The organism is Aureimonas sp. Leaf454 (assembly GCF_001424685.1).
Lineage (GTDB): Bacteria > Pseudomonadota > Alphaproteobacteria > Rhizobiales > Rhizobiaceae > Plantimonas.
This window is the reverse complement of the sequence record NZ_LMQT01000020.1, coordinates 139,637-155,418: the sequence shown is the minus strand read 5'-3', so window position 1 is coordinate 155,418 and position 15,782 is coordinate 139,637. Positions and strand designations below refer to the sequence as shown.

Here is a 15,782-nt window from a genome sequence, read left to right as displayed (position 1 = left end):
CCTTCCCGGCAACCGTTCGCCGACGCCCATCGACGGCGCCTTCCGCTGACGACGCGGACACCCTAAGTAGCCTGCATATGATCGCCTCCTTTCGAGCGCCCCACAACAGCCCCTACAGCGGATCCGGCGTGACGGCCGTGCTGGGGCCGACGAACACGGGCAAGACCTTCCTCGCCATCGAACGCATGGTCGCCCATTCCTCGGGCGTCATCGGGCTGCCGCTTCGACTGCTGGCGCGCGAGGTCTACCAGAAGGTCGTCGACCGGGTCGGCGTCTCCAACGTCGCGCTGATCACCGGCGAGGAGAAGATCAAGCCCAAGCATGCCCGCTTCCACGTCTGCACCGTGGAGGCGATGCCGCGCAGGACCGACGCGGCCTTCGTCGCCATCGACGAGGTCCAGCTCGCCGGCGATCTCGAACGCGGCCATGTCTTCACCGACCGGATCCTCCACACTCGCGGCCATTCCGAGACGCTGCTGCTCGGAGCGGGCTCGATGCGCGGCGTGCTGGAGCGGCTCCTGCCGGGGATCCAGGTGATCACGCGGCCGCGCATGTCGCAGCTCCTCTATGCCGGGCAGAAGAAGACGACGCGCCTGCCGCGGCGCTCGGCGATCGTCGCCTTCTCGGCCGACGAGGTCTATTCCATCGCCGAGCTGATCCGGCGCCAGCGCGGCGGCGCGGCGGTCGTGATGGGCGCCCTGTCCCCGCGCACGCGCAATGCGCAGGTCCAGCTCTACCAGTCCGGCGACGTCGACTTCCTCGTCGCGACGGATGCGATCGGCATGGGTCTCAATCTCGACGTCGATCACGTCGCCTTCGCGCAGGACTGGAAATACGACGGTTTCCAGTATCGCCAGCTGACGCCCGCCGAACTCGGGCAGATCGCCGGCCGGGCCGGACGGCATCTGCGCGACGGCACGTTCGGCGTGACCGGCCGGGTCGATCCCTTTCCGGACGAGATGGTGGAGGCGCTGGAGGCCCATGCCTTTCCGCCGGTGCGCGTGCTCCAATGGCGATCCGATCAACTCGACTTCGGCTCGATCGAGCGCTTGAAGGCGAGCCTCGACGTCCTGCCGGACGCTCCGGAACTGACGCGGGCGCTGCCGGCGGTCGATGCGAGAGCGCTCGACTTCCTGTCGCGCGATCCCTTCGTCATCGATCGCGCGACGAACGCCAAGCGCGTCGAGACGCTCTGGGAGGCCTGCAAGCTTCCCGACTACCGCCGCATCGCGCCCGCCCAGCATGCCGAGATCATCGCGAGCGTCTTCGGCGATCTCGTCGGGCGCGGGCACGTGGCGGAAGACTACATGGCCGCCCAAGTGCTTCGCGCCGACCGGGTGGAGGGCGACATCGACACGTTGTCCCGCCGGATCGCCGAAATCCGCACCTGGACCTACATCTCGCACCATCCGGGATGGCTGGCCGATCCGTCACACTGGCAGGAAAAGACCCGCGACATCGAAGACCGGCTTTCCGACGCTCTTCACGAACGGTTGACGAAACGCTTCGTAGACCGCAGGACAAGCGTCTTGATGAAGCGGCTGAGAGAGAACGCATCCATGGAGGCTGAAATCGGCGTCGACGGCAAGGTGCTCGTGGAGGGCCACCATGTCGGCGAACTGCAGGGATTCAGGTTCTCGCCGGACACCAAAGCCGACGGACCCGACGCCAAAGCCGTTCGACTGGCCGCGCAGAAGGCGCTGGCCGGAGAGTTCGAATCGCGCGCGGAGCGATTCTCCAACGCGCCGAACGGCGATCTCGCGCTCGGGCAGGACGGCCTCCTGCGCTGGCTCGGCGCTCCGGTCGCCTCGCTGACCTCGGGCGAGGATGCGCTGAGCCCGCGCGTCGTGCTTCTGGCCGACGAGCAGCTGACGGGTCCCGCCCGCGACAAGGTCGCCGCGCGCGCCGAGCGCTTCGTGACCTACCAGGTCTCGACGGTTCTGAAGCCGCTGATGGACCTCAAGTCCGCCGAAGGGCTCGACGGCACGGCGCGCGGCATCGCCTATCGCCTCGTGGAGAATTTCGGCCTCATCCAGCGCCGCGACATTTCCGAGGAGGTCCGCTCCCTCGACCAGGACGCCCGCGCCGCGCTTCGGCGCCACGGCGTCCGGTTCGGAGCCTACCACATCTTCGTGCCGGCGCTGGTGAAGCCCGCGCCCGCCAACCTCCTGACGCTGCTCTGGGCCATCGCCAAGGACGGGCGCGACAAGCCGGGCTTCGGCGACGTCACCCATCTCCTGTCGACGGGGCGCACCTCGGCCGTCGCCGATCCCGCCTTCGATCCGATCTTCTATGCCTTGGCGGGCTACCGCCTGCTCGGCCGGCGTGCCGTGCGCATCGACATCCTGGAGCGCCTCGCCGATCTGATCCGGCCGGCGCTCGCCTGGAAGCCGGGCACCTCGAAGCGCCCCGAGGGCGGCTTCAACGGTTCGCAGTTCCTGGTGACCCCCGCGATGATGTCGATTCTGGGCGCGACCGCCGACGACATGGAGGAGATCCTGCGCGGACTGGGCTATCGCAGCCAGGGCATCGACGCGAAGGACATCGAGAAGACGATCGCCCGCCAGGAAGCGGAAGCCGCCGAGGCGCAGGCTGCCAAGGCCGCGGCGGCGGAAGCGGCTGCGGCGGAAGCCGCGCGCGGCGTTCTTGCGCCGGCCGACGCTCTGGCATCCGCCGATGGTCTTGCGCCCGAACCGAAGAGCGACGCGACGACGGACAGCGCGACGACGGACGACGCGTTGACGGCCGCCGTTGCGGAGGCCGCCGACGGCGTTCTCGCACCGGGGCTCGACGCGCCTGCCTCCGAGGACGCCGCATCCACGGCTGCCGAGAGCGAGCCCGCGAGCGAGGTTGTCGGCGAGCCCGCGGTCTCGGAGGGCCCGATCGTCGAAGCGCCGCCCGAAGACGCGGCGAAGGACGCCGTCGAGGACGATGTCCAGCCGGATGCCCCGGTCGATGCGGACGCTTCGGTCGAGACATCCGCGACGACCGAGCCGGAAACGGCGACAGAGGAGGTCGGTTCGGCCGATGCCTCTCCCGCCGACGGCGCAGTCGTGTCCGGGGACGCGGTTCCCTCTTCGGAGGCCCCGGCGCCTGCCGAACCGGCGGCCCCTGCCGAGATCAAGATCGTCCAGGTCTGGCGTCCGCAACGCCATGAGGGCCGTGGCGGTCCGCGCGAGGGTCGTGCGGGCGAGCGCCCCGGCGGCCGTCATCAGCGCGGCGGCGGGCGTCCCCAGACCGGACGCGACGGCCAGCGACCGGCTGGCGGCGAAGCGGTCGCGCCGGCCGAAGCGGTCGCGTCGCGTCCGGGGCGTCCGGAGGGCGAGCGCAGCGGCGGACGTCCGTTCCGACAGGGCGGCGGCGGAAAGGGACCGGGCGGCGAGCGCGATCGTGGACCGCGCAATTTCGGCGGCAAGGGCGGCGGCGAGGGCGCCGGCGGCTCGAAGGACAATCGGGACGGTCGCGAGAATCGGCGCGATGGCTTTGGCGGCGACAAGCGTGGTCCTCGTCCGGACAAGGCTCCGGGCGCGGGCGAGCCACGTCGGTTCGAGACCTCCAAAGCCCCGGCGCGCATCGATCCCGACTCGCCCTTCGCCAAGCTCGCGGCGCTCAAGGACAAACTCGGGAAGTAGAGGCGGTCGGTGACGGGAGCGGTCGAACAGCGCATCGACAAGTGGCTGTTCTTCGCGCGCATCGTCAAATCGCGTAGCCTTGCACAGAAGTTGGTCCTCGCGAGCGGCGTGCGCGTCAACCGCGAGAAGATCGACAATGCGGCCAAACTCGTGCGTCCGGGCGACGTCCTGACGATCACGCTCGGACGAAGCGTCAAGGTCCTCAAGATCCTGGATCCAGGCCAGCGCCGGGGGCCCGCGCCCGAGGCGCAGGTGCTCTACGAGGATCTGACGCCTCCGGCGCCCAAGCCGGAGGAGAAGGCCGCCGCCGCGGTGGAGGCCGGTTACACGCCGAGCGAACATCCCCCCAACAAGCGGGAGCGCCGCGCGCTCGATCGGCTGCGGTGGGACGGCGAGAGCTGACGCGCAGCAGGTTCCGCCCTGCGGCGATCGACCCCGAAAGATGCGGCGGAGTCGCTGCAACGCAAAAGAGTTCCGGAACGGACCCCGCGTGCGGCATGGTTTGCCCTTGCCAGCGCACGGCACAGCCGTTACCTCCGCAGGCTTGAATGGGGCCGGGCGGGATCGGGTCCCGTTCGCCATTGGACAGGGGCCGCTGCGCGGTCCGATCCCGAGGACCCGTTATGACCTATGTCGTGACCGACAATTGCATCAAGTGCAAGTACATGGATTGCGTGGAGGTCTGTCCCGTGGACTGCTTCTACGAGGGCGACAACATGCTCGTGATCCACCCCGACGAGTGCATCGATTGCGGCGTCTGCGAACCGGAATGTCCGGCCGAGGCGATCAAGCCGGACACCGAGCCGGGTCTCGACAAGTGGCTGAAGGTCAACGCCGAATATGCGGAGGCTTGGCCGAACATCACGATCAAGCGCGATGCGCCGGCCGATGCCGCCAAGTTCGATGGCGAAACGGGCAAGTTCGAAAAATACTTTTCTCCCGAGCGCGGGCAGGGTGACTGACCGCGCGATTCCGGCAGTCCAACTCGACGAGACTTCTGCAGGAAAGCCGGGGCTCGCTCCGGCTTTTCGCATGTTTCCCAGGCTCTGCGGGCCTCGCCTCGCCTGCGCGGCGACGGCGCGGACCATCGACGCGGTGCGTCCGGCCCAGCTGTGACCGATCTGCAGCGGTTCGGTATAAACCTTGAATTTTGCGGGAGAATAAGATAATCTAATGATGACAGTCGAGCGACAACTGCTTCCGGTGACGGAAGTCCGATCGCTCCGGGTGCCTCGAAAGGACGTTTTCCCACCATTGGTTCGCCGCTTACGCCCCTGACATCCCGGGGGCCGTGGGAGCGCCTTGGACCTCAACGGATCCCGTCGTCTTCGAAGGGTGCCGCTGTCGCTTCGCAGGTCTCGCGGAGCGCATCGAAGATGGGTGGTGCGAAGCACCGACCCCCCGTGTCTAGCGGCTGTCGCGGCCCGGCACAACAGGGAGTTTAAGAGGGCGTATGACCATTCAAAAGAAGACCTCCCAGCGTCAGGGTTTCAAGACCGGCGAAAGCATCGTCTATCCCGCGCATGGCGTCGGGCAGATCGTGGCGATCGAGGAACAGGTCGTCGCAGGGATGAAGCTCGAGCTCTTCGTCATCGACTTCGAGAAGGACAAGATGCGCCTCAAGGTGCCGGTCGCCAAGGCGGAAGCCGTGGGCATGCGCAAGCTGTCGGAGACCGATTTCGTCGAGCGCGCCCTCAAGGTCGTCCAAGGCCGCGCCCGCGTGAAGAAGACCATGTGGAGCCGCCGCGCTCAGGAATACGACGCGAAGATCAACTCGGGCGATCTCATCCAGATCGCCGAGGTCGTCCGCGATCTCTATCGCGCGGACAGCCAGCCGGAGCAGTCCTATTCGGAGCGTCAGCTCTATGAGGCCGCGCTCGGCCGCATGGCGCGCGAACTCGCCGCCGTCAACGAGGTATCCGAGACCGAGGCCGTCCGCCTCATCGAGGTGAACCTCAACAAGGGCCCCAAGCGCACCGCCAAGGTCGACGAAGACGGCGAGACCGACGCCGAGGCCGAGGACGTGGTGGCCGAGGAAGTTCAGGCGGCCTGACCCCGCTTCAACGACCCATCCGATTCAAGCCGGCCGCGACATCCTCGCGGCCGGCTTTGTTTTGGGCGCAGGCATGCGGCCTGCCTGCCTGCGGACGACGTTCGCGCCGGCAAGCGGTTCGGGCGCTTTCGGGGTTTCGCGCCGACCCGGGATCGGAGCTGCCGTCGGCGCGTTCCACACTCGAGTGATGACGTCAGGGGCGGCGGGGTTCGCGAGGCCGTCGTGCGGACCGGAAAGCCCACGCGGGGCGTTGGGCCGGTCGGGCAGGGGAGGCGCGTTCGCGTCGTCGCGCGGGATTGCCCGCCGTCTCCCGTTCGGTTTCGACCGGCGTCAGGCTTGCCGCGTTTCGTGCCTGCCCTAACTTCAGTCTTAAAAAGTTTGCCCCTGCGGGAACGTTGTCCTTATCATCGCGTTGATGAGGGACGTGACGCATGGGGTCTCTTCCTCCATGTGTCCGGCCGCCGAGGTCGAGACCGCAGTTCGCCTGCTCCGCTCCGCCTCACCGTATCGCCTTCTCGATCGGCGCCTCGTTCTCCGCGAGACCCGTCGTCAGGCCCGCACCGGAAGGTTTGAGCGATGAAGTCCCAATCCGCACGTCGCACGATGATCAGAGCCGCGATGGCCGCGCCCTATCTCCAGCGGGAAGAGGAGTACGAGCTGGCGGTGAAGTGGAAGGAGAACCAGGACCAGGAGGCTCTTCACAAGATCACCTCGGCGCATATGCGCCTCGTGATCTCGATGGCCTCCAAGTTCCGGCATTTCGGGCTGGCCATGAACGACCTGATCCAGGAAGGGCATGTCGGCCTTCTCGAAGCCGCCGCCCGGTTCGAGCCGGAGCGCGAGGTGCGCTTCTCCACCTACGCGACCTGGTGGATCCGCGCTTCGATCCAGGACTACATCCTGCGCAACTGGTCGATCGTGCGCGGTGGAACGTCGTCGGCGCAGAAGGCGCTGTTCTTCAACCTCCGTCGTCTGCGGGCGCGCCTCAGCCAGGGTTCGGACAGCCTGTCGGGCACCGCGATGTATCGTGAGATCGCGACCGCGCTGAAGGTGTCCGAAGGGGACGTGGCTCTCATGGATTCCCGGCTTTCGGGACCCGATTCCTCGCTGAACGCGCCGCTGATCGAGGATGAGTCCGGATCGGCCGATCGCCAGGACTTCCTCGTCGCGAAGGATCCCCTGCCGGACGAGATGGTGTCGACCTCGATCGACGATGAGCGGCGCGTGACATGGCTGAACTCGGCCTTAAACGTCCTGTCGGATCGCGAATTGAAGATCATCCGCGAACGTCGCCTGCAGGACGACGGCGCGACGCTGGAGGCCCTCGGCTCCAAGCTCGGCATCTCCAAGGAGCGTGTCCGGCAGATCGAGACGCGGGCGCTGGAGAAGCTGCGCACCGCGCTCCTGCAGACCAATCCGGATCAGGCCGCCTATCTCAGCTGAAGCGGTCTCGACCGAAGGACATTATCGAAGGCCGGGCGCTCGCGTCCGGCCTTTTGCATGGAAGGACCTTCAATGATGGCCCGACCGGCGCAGCCCGCCGCCGCCGAACGAACCGGCGGGCGGGCCTATCCCCGGCTCATTCCGCGATGATCTTGTAGCGTCCGCCGACCTTCAAGGTGCTGGCCGGCTTCAGATCGTTCAGCAGCTGGAACATTTCGAGCTTGCGGTCGACGCCGATCATCCGGTTGGAGATGCTCTGCGCGGTGTCGCCGCTGGAGGCGGCGACGATGCGGATGCGCAGCGGCTTCAGCGAGGCCTGCTCCTCCGCACTGAGCCGCCGGAAGGAGTTGGCGACGGTGCCCGCGATCTGTCCGACGCTGGCGTCCGAGGCGGCGGGCAGAGCGGTGAGGAAGCGGTAGACCTGGTCTCCGACGCGAATGACGGTGACGTCGAAGACGTATTCGCCGCCGGCCGCGCGGGCGGAGACCGCATCGAGCCCGGCGATCCGCAACTCGCGGATGCTGCCGACGTCGAGGCCGCCGATCCAGCCGGACTTGATGTAATCGACGAGGCCGGACGAGCGGGGCAGGGCGACGCCGTCGAAGCGGATGGCGGTGTCGCCGGGGCCGGTCGCGAGCACCGCCTCGGCGGTGTTGTCGATGACGAAGCCCGCCGGCACGTCGAAGGTGATGCCGAGGCCGGGATGGTAGAAGGACCGGTTGCGCACATAGCCCTCGACGGCGGAGTCGCCGAAGAGCATGCCGTCGATGCCGTTGAGGTAGCGATCACGGTCGGTCAGGCCCGTCCCGTTCATGCCGAACTCGCGGGCGTGACGCTCGGCGAGTTCCACGCGTTGCGGCGCGGCGGGATGGGAGGCGAGGAAGTCGAGATTGGGATCGTCCGCCTGAAAGGCGGTGCGAAAGTGCGAATAGCTGTCCATCGCGCGCAGGAAGCGCGAGGCCGCGAAGGCATCGTAGCCGGCGCGTCCGGTCTGGCGGATGCCGAGCGCATCGGCCTGGAGTTCCTGATTGCGCGAGAAGCTCGCGAGGTTGAGCCGCCCGCGCGCCAGGGCCGCACGGCCAGCCGAGTCGCTGGCGAGGACTTCGGTGACGACGCGGCCCGCGATTTCCGCGGCCTCCTCGCGCTTCTGGCGCTCGATGCCGTGATTGGCCGTCACGTGGGCCATCTCGTGCGCGAGAACGGCGGCGACCTCCGCGGAATCGTTGGCGAGCGCGAGAAGACCGCGGGTCACGTAGAGATATCCACCCGGCAGCGCGAAGGCGTTGACGTTCGGCGAGTTCAGCACCGTGATGCGGTAGACCCGGTTCGGATCGTCCGTCACGGCGCTGAGACGGCCGACGATACCGGCGAGCGTCTGTTCCAGCTTCGGGTCCGAATAGGCCCCGCCATAAGCCTGGAGGATCTTCGGGTGCTGCGAGCGCCCGATCGAAGACTGCGGATCGGCCTTTTGCAGATTCTCGAAGGTCACGGGTTCGCGCGTGGGACCCGGAAGGTAGGCGGCCTTGGACGCCTCGACGCCGGCAGCCTCCTGGAGGCCGTTCTCGATCGTCGTGCAGGCGCCCAGCAGCGAAAGTCCGAGCAGCATCGCACCGACGCCCGAAGCGCGTCCTGCGCCGGAGAACCGCCGTCCTGTCGAGGAGAAAGCCGCCATGTCGGTCTTCGTTCCCTTGCGCCTGCCGGACACGCCCATCGCCCGATCGCCGGCCTCGTCGCGTTCGATTCGAAGAGGCCGGCATCGCAAGCCGGCTTCCTTACCTGCAAATGGGATCTGCGCGAAAGGCTCGCCAGGACACAGTCGAGAAGGTTTTTCGCAATGCACGATGATGGCGCGGTCCCCAGCGAAGCCCTTGGACCCCGATTCCGTCGAAAGTGGGATTCGGCCAATGGACTCAACGTCCAAGATAGGAACGAAGAGCGGCGTCCTCCGGCGCGTCGAGCATCGCGGCAGGGCCGGTGACGGCGATCCGCCCCGCATCGAGAAAGGCCACGCGGTCGGCATGGCGGCGGGCATCCTCGGGATTGTGCGTGACGAGGACGATCGTCATCGGCGGGGCGCTGCGCTTCGCGGAGCGGTCGTCGCCATGGGGGGCGCCGCCGCTGCGCGCCGCCTTGAGACGGGTGAGGAGCTCGAGCATGTCGGCGCGCAGCGCCGGGCCGAGGGCCGCGAAGGGCTCGTCGAGGAGAAGCAGCGGCCTTTCGCGCAGGACGGCCCGCGCGAGCGCGACCCGCTGGCGCTCGCCGCCGGACAGGGTGCCGGGGCGGCGGTGGCCGAATCCGGGCAGGCCGACGGCGTCGAGCGCGGCTTCGACGCGCGCGCGCTCCCCGTCCGACAACCGGCGGCGCGCGGTGATGCCGAGCGCGACGTTCCGGAAGACGTCGAGATGGGGAAAGAGGTTGTTGTCCTGGAAGACGAGGCTGAGCGGGCGCTGAGCCGGCGCATCCCCCGTCCGGTCGATCCCGTCGATGAGGATGCGCCCTTCGTCGGGCGACAGAAAGCCCGCCACGAGGTCGAGCAGGGTCGACTTGCCGGCGCCGCTCGGACCGATGATCGCGAGCCATTCGCCGGGCGCGACGGACAGGTCGAAACGCATGGTCTCCGTTCCGAACCGGCAGGTGACGGCATCGAGGTGGAGGGCGGGCGTCGGGAGCGGGCGGGTGGGCGCGGTCATGACCGGGATGTCCCGGTCTCGAATGTCCGGTGCCGGGATGTGCGCGCCGCGAAGAGCTGTTCGGCCACCACGACGATGAGCAGCGTGCCGAGGCCGAGAAGCAGCGCGAGACCGGCTGCATCGGCGGTGCGGTAGCTGCCCATGCGCTGGTAGAGGAGGAGCGGCAGCGTCAGGAGGTCCTCGTTGCCGAAGAGCGTGACGACGCCGAGATCGCCGAGCGACAGGGCCATCGCATAGGCGAAGGCAAGACCCATCGGCCGCCGCAATGCGGGCAGCTCGACGAGGCGCAGGCGGGCGAGCCCGGAGAGGCCGAGGCTGGTGGCGAGCTTGTCCTGGCGCGCGGCCGCGTCTGCGAGCGCCGGTGCGAGGATGCGGGTGACGAAGGGCATGGCCATCAGAGCATTGGCCGCGACGATGACGGCGGGGGCGAGCGCGAAGGCGTCTGCGATGCGGTTGAGGCCGAGGAACCAGCCGGCGCCCAGCACGATCGGCGGCACGACGAGGACGAGGCCGCCGGACAGCGTGAAGACCGAGCGCCAGCGCCGCAGCCCGGCCGACCGCTCGGCGCGCAGCGTTTCGGCCGCGAGGAGCAGCGGCGCGGAGAGCGTCAGCGACAGGAGCGCGGAGACGAGGGCAAGGGCGAGGCTCGTCCCGGCGGCGCGTTGCACCGCGGCCTCGCCGAGAAGGCGCGGCAGGTCGGCGGCGAGACCGCGCATCAGGATGGCCAGGAACGGCGCGATGAGAAAGGCGGTGCCGAGCCCCGCGATGACGGCGGCGAGCGCGGCGACGGCGGCGCCGGGTCGGTCGTGGCGCCGGGCGGTGCGTCCGTCCGTCGCGCCGGTGTCGGTGGGTCGCTCCAGCCGGAGGAGTGCGGCGAGCACGAGGAGCGTCAGCGCGATCTGCGCGAGGCCGAGCAGCGCGGCGCGACCGGGATCGAAGTCGGCGCGCAGCGACTGGTAGATCTCGACCTGCAGCGTCGTGGCGCCCGGACCGCCCCCGAGCACCAGGACGAGCGTGAAGCTCGTGACGCAGAGCATGAAGACGAGGCTCGCGGCGCCCGGCAGAGCCTTGAGGATCGCGGGCGCCTCGACGATGCGGAGCGTGGCGAGCGGACTCATCGAGAGCTGTCCGGCGAGCTTCCAGCTCTCCCCGGGCACCGCGTCGAGAGACGAGAGGATCAGTCGGGCGGCCAGCGGCATGTTGAAGAACGTATGGGCGAGCAGGATGCCGCCGAGCCCGTAGACGTCGAGCCGCCCGAGGCCGGCCGCGACGAGCGCCTCCGAGACGATCCCGTTGCGACCCCAGACCGCGAGGATCGCGAGCGCGCCGACGAGAACGGGGAGCGCCTGCGTCAACACCATCAGCCGGATGACGAGCGCGCGGCCGGGAAAGCGCGTGCGATGGAGCGCGAGCGCGAGGAGGAGGCCGAAGCCGATCGACAGGAGCGTCGAGAGCGCCGCCTGGAGAAGCGTGAAGCGGACGACGCCCTGGAGATAGGCGTCGGACAGGAGCGCGGCGAAGCCGGGCCCGGTTCCCGCGAAGGCGAGAAGCGCGGCGAAAGCCCCCCCGACGAGGACCGCGAGCAGCGAGAGGGCCGCCGCTCCGAACGCGAGGCGTTCCCGCCGGTCGGGGTGGGCGATGGCGCGGCGGATCTCGGCCGTCATCGGATCAGCGACCGAGTGCGGCCTGCCATTCCGCGGTCCAGGCCTTGCGGTTCTTCGCGACCTCCTCGGCGGGGATGACGAGCGGCTTTGCCGGTTGGACCAGCCGCGCGAAGGCGTCGGGCAGCGGCGTCGCCGGCGCGGTCACGGGAAGGGCCCAGTTGGTCGTCGGCAGGATCGCCTGGACCTCGGGGGAGACGAGATAGGCGAGGAACCGTCCGGCGAGATCGGGATGCTTCGACGTGGCCAGGCGCCCGGCGAGTTCGAGCTGCAGGTAGTGTCCTTCCGAGAAGGCGGCCGCCTGGTAGCGCTCGGTCTTTTCCTCGATGATGTGGTAGGCGGGCGAGGTCGTGTAGGAGAGGACGATCGGCGCCTCGCCGGAGGTGAAGAGCCCGTAGGCCTCGCTCCAGCCGGGCGTCACGGTGAGGATGCGCTTGGACAGACGCTTCCACTTCTCGTCCGCTTCCTCGCCGTAGACGGCCTTCATCCAGAGAAGGAAGCCGAGGCCGGGCGTCGAGGAGCGGGGGTCCTCGATCACGATCTTCTCCTCGGGATCGCCGTTGACGAGCGCGTCGAGGCTGGTCGGGGGCGTCTTCACCGTTTCGGTGTCGTAGACGAAGGCGAGATAGCTATAGTCGAAGGGCACGAACGTGTCGTCGGAGAAGCCGCCGGGCACGGCGAGCTTGGAGACGTCGACGCCGCTCGGCGCGAAGACGCCGCTCGCCTTCATCTCCGGCACCAGCTCGGCGGTCATGCCGAGGGCGATGTCGGCCTTGGTGTTCGCGCCTTCGAGCTTCAGGCGGTTGAGGATGGCGACGCCGTCGGTGAGGCCGACGAATTTCAGATCGCAGCCGCAGGACGCCTCGAACCCCGCCTCGATCTTCGGCCCCGGCCCCCAGTCCGGCACGAAGCTGTCATAGGTGTAGACGGTGAGGACCGGCTTCTCCGATCCCTGCGCCCCGGCGGCGGCGGGCAGAAGGATCGTCGCCAGCAGCGACAGGACGAGCGGCGAGGTCGGAACGGCGGCTGACGTCACGGGGGTTTTCATCCTTCGCGGGCGGCGGTTCGCAGCGTCGGGCTGGACGGCGGCCGACCACGGGCGATGCGCTTCCCGCGGACCGCTCCCCATCCCTCCGCCGGTACGAGCCGGATCAGGTTCGTCGGGTTGGCGCGTTCCGCCTCTCAGCCCCAATGGGCACCCCGTGTGAGCGCGGCGATCCTAGTGCGGCGTCGATCCCGCCGCAAGCTCCCTCGGGATCCGCCGGCGTTGCGGGCCTTGCGGGGCTGGTCTAGAGCGGCGGGCATGAGCCGCTTCACGATCCTCCTCGCCGGCACGATCCGCCCGACATCCGCGCTGATCGCCGACGTCGCGGCGACGCGGGTGATCGCGGCCGATCGCGGCATGCGCCATGCCGAGCCGCTCGGGATCGTGCCCGAGCTCTGGATCGGCGACTTCGATTCCGCCGATGCCGAGCTTCAGGCGCGCCATGCCGGTGTCGTGCGGCGGACCTTTCCGCGCGACAAGGACAAGACCGACGGGGAACTCGCCATCGAGACGGCCCTCGCGCGCGGGGCGACCAGCCTTCTCGTCGTCGGCGCCTCCGGCGGGCCGCGCACGGATCACGCCTTCATGCATCTCGTCCTCGCCCTCGGCCTCGCCGAGCGGGGCATTCCCGTGGAACTCTTCGACGGAGCGGAGCGCGCGGTGCCGCTGGTGGAAGGCCAGGCGACGCGGTTGCAGGCCGTTCCGGGCGCGGCCTTTTCCGTGCTCCGGTTCTCCGATGTCGAAGGCCTCAGCATTTCCGGCGCGAAATGGCCTCTGGAGAACATGTCGCTGTCCTTCGCCTCGATCCTGACGCAGTCGAACGAGGCGACGGGGCCGGTCGAGGTGTCGCTGAGCAAGGGACGGGCGGTGCTGATCGTCCAGGCGGAGGCCGGGCCGGACTGACCGCTGGCGGGCTCGGCGGTGGTCCTGCCGCAATGCGGCAGTTTGGCTCAGTGGTTGCTTGGCGGGACGGGCGGACCAGTTAGCCGTCCAATCAGAACGTCAAACGATCAGGACCTCTGCGTGAAAGACGACCGACCGAGCGAGGCTTCCGCCACGCGTCCGACCGAGGCCCCGCCGGCCATTCCCTCTGCCTACGAGGCGCTGATCCGCTCCTCGCGCGTCAGTCCCCATCTGCGCGCCGCGCTTCTCGAACGGGCCGAGCCGCTCGATCCCGCGACCCGTCCGCGTTCGCTGGACGCGCGTCATCTGGACGTGCTGCGCGCGGCGCTGGACAGCGTCATCCCGCAGGGGCCCGGCGCGTCGATCGATCTGGCCGCCCGCCTCGACACGATGATGGCGGAGGCGACCGGCAACGGTTGGCGCTATGAGGCGCTGCCGAGCGATCCCGACGCCTATCGGGTGGGACTGGAAACGCTCGACGACCTCGCGCTGGAGCGGGAGGGCCGCGGCCTTGCGGATCTGCCGCGCCCGGCGCGCGACGCGCTGCTGCAGGCGATCGCGGACGGAGCGGCCGGCATGGACGGTCGAAGCGACCGCTTCACGGCCGCGCAGATGGTGCTCTGGTTCGAGGAGCTCCGGTCCGACGCGGTTCGCCATTACGTCGCCCATCCCGCGACGATGGCGCGGATCGGCTATTCCGGCATCGCCAATGGCGGCGCGGGCGGGGCGGCCTTCACCGGTTTCTCGGCCGTCGGAATCGGCCGGCGCGAAGACTGGGAGCCGCGGGCGCTCGTCGAAGGAGCGGCATCGTGAAGCTCGACGCCATGCGCCGCCATGCGGAAGGCGAGACCGTCGACGCCGTCGTGATCGGCACCGGAGCCGGCGGCGCGCCGTTGCTCGCGCGCCTCGCCGCCCGCGGGCTCAGCGTCGTCGCGTTGGAGGCCGGCCGCAACCGCGATCCCGAAGCCTATTATGCCGACGAGGCCAAGGCCGCCGATCTCTACTGGATGAACGAGCGGATCAGCGGCGGGCGCACGCCCGAAGCCTTCGGCGCCAACAACAGCGGGATCGGCGTCGGCGGCTCCATGCTGCACTGGGGCGCCTTCGTGCCGCGCGCGGACGCGCGCGACATGCGCCTGAAATCGGAAACGGGGCGGGGCGAGGACTGGCCCATCCGCCACGCCGACCTCGTGCCCTATTGGGAGGAGGTCGAGCGCTTCATCGGCGTGTCCGGACCCGCCCGCTATCCCTGGGACACCTCCCGCGCCTATGCCCTGCCGCCGGTGAAGCGCAATGCGCCGGCCGAGGCCATGGCCAAGGGCTGCGCCGCGCTCGGCGTCCTCGCCGACGATGCGCCCGTCGCCGTCACGTCCCGCGATTTCGCGCAGGAGGGCGGCGACACGCGCTACGGCTGCGCGAATTGCGGCTTCTGCCACCAAGGGTGCCGCAACGGCTCCAAGGCCTCGATGGACGTGACCTACCTGCCCTTCGCCGTCGGCGAGGGCGCGGAGATCCGGCCGGGCTGCTTCGCGACCGGTTTCGAGTTCGACCGCGAGGGACGGATCTCGGCCGTGATCTATCGCCACGAGGATCGCGAGCATCGTCAGCGCTGCCGTGCGGTGTTCCTGTCGGCCGGCGCGATCGAGACGCCGCGGCTGCTTCTCTCCAACGGCATCGCCAACCGCAACGGACAGGTCGGACGGAATTACACGGCCCATGTCGCGACGCAGGTCTGGGGAACCTTCGAAGCGGAGATGCGGATGAACAAGGGCTATCCGTCCTCGCTCATCACCGAGGAGATGGTGCGCCCGAATGATGCCGATTTCGCCGGCGGCTATCTCGTTCAGAGTCTCGGCGTGGTGCTCCAGACCTTCGCCGACCAGGTGGCGCGCGGGCGCGGGCTCTGGGGCTCGCGCCTCACCGACTATCTCGATCGCTACAACCATATCGCGGGGATCGGGATCAACGGCGAGGGCCTGCCCTCGGAGGCGAACTTGATGACCCTGTCCGATGAAAAGGACGAGAGCGGCCTCTCCAAGCCCCTGATCTGCTATAGTTACGGTCCGAACGAGACGGCCATCCGCGATCATGCCGTCGGCTTCATGACGCGGGTCTGGGAGGCGGCGGGCGCGAGCGACATCTGGGTCCTCGAGCGCACGGCCCACACGATCGGCACCTGCCGGATGGGAACCGATCCCGAGCGGGCGGTGGTCGATCCGACGGGCCGGTCCTTCGAGGTGGACAACCTTTGGATCTCCGACAATTCGACCTTTCCGAGCTCGCTCTCGGCCAACCCGGCGCTGACGATCATGGCGCTCTCGCTGCGCACCGCCGACGCGTTTCTTTCGGCATGAG

General features: G+C 69.0%; 12 protein-coding genes and 1 riboswitch. Of the genes, 8 read left to right on the top strand and 4 right to left on the bottom strand.

Annotation, left to right across the window (positions count from 1 at the left end; translation table 11 throughout):
- Positions 1 to 77 precede the first annotated feature (77 nt).
- The 5 genes from ASG43_RS14270 (at position 78) to ASG43_RS14250 (ending at position 7,128) form a co-directional block, all read left to right on the top strand.
- On the top strand, positions 78 to 3,632 hold the full coding sequence (locus ASG43_RS14270) for a helicase-related protein (RefSeq protein WP_056506223.1): 3,555 nt from the start codon (positions 78 to 80) through the stop codon (positions 3,630 to 3,632).
- A gap of 9 nt (positions 3,633 to 3,641) precedes the next feature.
- Positions 3,642 to 4,034, top strand: coding sequence for an RNA-binding S4 domain-containing protein (locus ASG43_RS14265; RefSeq protein ID WP_056506220.1), 393 nt, complete (start codon positions 3,642 to 3,644; stop codon positions 4,032 to 4,034).
- Positions 4,035 to 4,255: 221 nt separating this feature from the next.
- Positions 4,256 to 4,594: a ferredoxin FdxA gene (gene fdxA / locus ASG43_RS14260; protein WP_056506217.1), complete on the top strand. Its 339-nt coding sequence runs from the start codon at positions 4,256 to 4,258 to the stop codon at positions 4,592 to 4,594.
- A gap of 491 nt (positions 4,595 to 5,085) precedes the next feature.
- Positions 5,086 to 5,685, top strand: a complete 600-nt coding sequence (locus ASG43_RS14255; protein WP_056506214.1) for a CarD family transcriptional regulator — start codon at positions 5,086 to 5,088, stop codon at positions 5,683 to 5,685.
- A gap of 576 nt (positions 5,686 to 6,261) precedes the next feature.
- Entirely contained in the window at positions 6,262 to 7,128 is an 867-nt protein-coding gene (locus ASG43_RS14250; RefSeq protein WP_056506211.1) for an RNA polymerase factor sigma-32, read from the top strand.
- Positions 7,129 to 7,264: 136 nt separating this feature from the next.
- On the opposite strand, the gene ASG43_RS14245 is transcribed toward ASG43_RS14250, so the two are convergent.
- The 4 genes from ASG43_RS14245 to thiB form a co-directional block, all read right to left on the bottom strand.
- The gene (locus ASG43_RS14245; protein WP_056506729.1) at positions 7,265 to 8,800 is read right to left on the bottom strand and encodes a M48 family metalloprotease; all 1,536 of its coding nucleotides are present in this window, start codon (positions 8,798 to 8,800) and stop codon (positions 7,265 to 7,267) included.
- Positions 8,801 to 9,038: 238 nt separating this feature from the next.
- Positions 9,039 to 9,818, bottom strand: coding sequence for an ATP-binding cassette domain-containing protein (locus ASG43_RS14240; protein WP_056506209.1), 780 nt, complete (start codon positions 9,816 to 9,818; stop codon positions 9,039 to 9,041).
- On the bottom strand, positions 9,815 to 11,482 hold the full coding sequence (gene thiP / locus ASG43_RS14235) for a thiamine/thiamine pyrophosphate ABC transporter permease (RefSeq protein WP_056506206.1): 1,668 nt from the start codon (positions 11,480 to 11,482) through the stop codon (positions 9,815 to 9,817). Before thiP ends, ASG43_RS14240 begins: the two co-directional genes overlap by 4 nt.
- 4 nt (positions 11,483 to 11,486) lie before the next feature.
- Positions 11,487 to 12,473, bottom strand: a complete 987-nt coding sequence (thiB, locus tag ASG43_RS14230; RefSeq protein ID WP_244488113.1) for a thiamine ABC transporter substrate binding subunit — start codon at positions 12,471 to 12,473, stop codon at positions 11,487 to 11,489.
- A 117-nt stretch (positions 12,474 to 12,590) separates the two neighbouring features.
- A riboswitch (TPP riboswitch) is annotated at positions 12,591 to 12,692 on the bottom strand.
- A gap of 90 nt (positions 12,693 to 12,782) precedes the next feature.
- Here thiB and ASG43_RS14225 point away from each other — a divergent pair.
- The 3 genes from ASG43_RS14225 (at position 12,783) to ASG43_RS14215 (ending at position 15,781) form a co-directional block, all read left to right on the top strand.
- A complete protein-coding gene (locus ASG43_RS14225) occupies positions 12,783 to 13,427 on the top strand; it encodes a thiamine diphosphokinase (protein ID WP_056506199.1) in 645 nt (214 codons plus the stop codon).
- Positions 13,428 to 13,547: 120 nt separating this feature from the next.
- Positions 13,548 to 14,240 (top strand): gluconate 2-dehydrogenase subunit 3 family protein, encoded by a 693-nt coding sequence (locus ASG43_RS14220; protein ID WP_056506197.1) that lies wholly within the window; start codon positions 13,548 to 13,550, stop codon positions 14,238 to 14,240.
- The gene (locus ASG43_RS14215) at positions 14,237 to 15,781 is read left to right on the top strand and encodes a GMC family oxidoreductase (protein WP_200939515.1); all 1,545 of its coding nucleotides are present in this window, start codon (positions 14,237 to 14,239) and stop codon (positions 15,779 to 15,781) included. The genes ASG43_RS14220 and ASG43_RS14215 overlap by 4 nt, the downstream gene beginning before the upstream one ends.
- Position 15,782 lies beyond the last annotated feature (1 nt).

Excerpts from the sequence above, each read along its gene's own strand:
- ASG43_RS14270 (WP_056506223.1), top strand. The coding sequence starts at position 78 with ATGATCGCCTCCTTTCGAGCGCCCCACAACAGCCCCTACAGCGGATCC.
- fdxA (WP_056506217.1), top strand. The coding sequence starts at position 4,256 with ATGACCTATGTCGTGACCGACAATTGCATCAAGTGCAAGTACATGGAT.
- ASG43_RS14255 (WP_056506214.1), top strand. The coding sequence starts at position 5,086 with ATGACCATTCAAAAGAAGACCTCCCAGCGTCAGGGTTTCAAGACCGGC.
- ASG43_RS14250 (WP_056506211.1), top strand. The coding sequence starts at position 6,262 with ATGAAGTCCCAATCCGCACGTCGCACGATGATCAGAGCCGCGATGGCC.
- ASG43_RS14245 (WP_056506729.1), bottom strand. The coding sequence starts at position 8,800 with ATGGCGGCTTTCTCCTCGACAGGACGGCGGTTCTCCGGCGCAGGACGC.
- ASG43_RS14240 (WP_056506209.1), bottom strand. The coding sequence starts at position 9,818 with ATGACCGCGCCCACCCGCCCGCTCCCGACGCCCGCCCTCCACCTCGAT.
- thiP (WP_056506206.1), bottom strand. The coding sequence starts at position 11,482 with ATGACGGCCGAGATCCGCCGCGCCATCGCCCACCCCGACCGGCGGGAA.
- ASG43_RS14225 (WP_056506199.1), top strand. The coding sequence starts at position 12,783 with ATGAGCCGCTTCACGATCCTCCTCGCCGGCACGATCCGCCCGACATCC.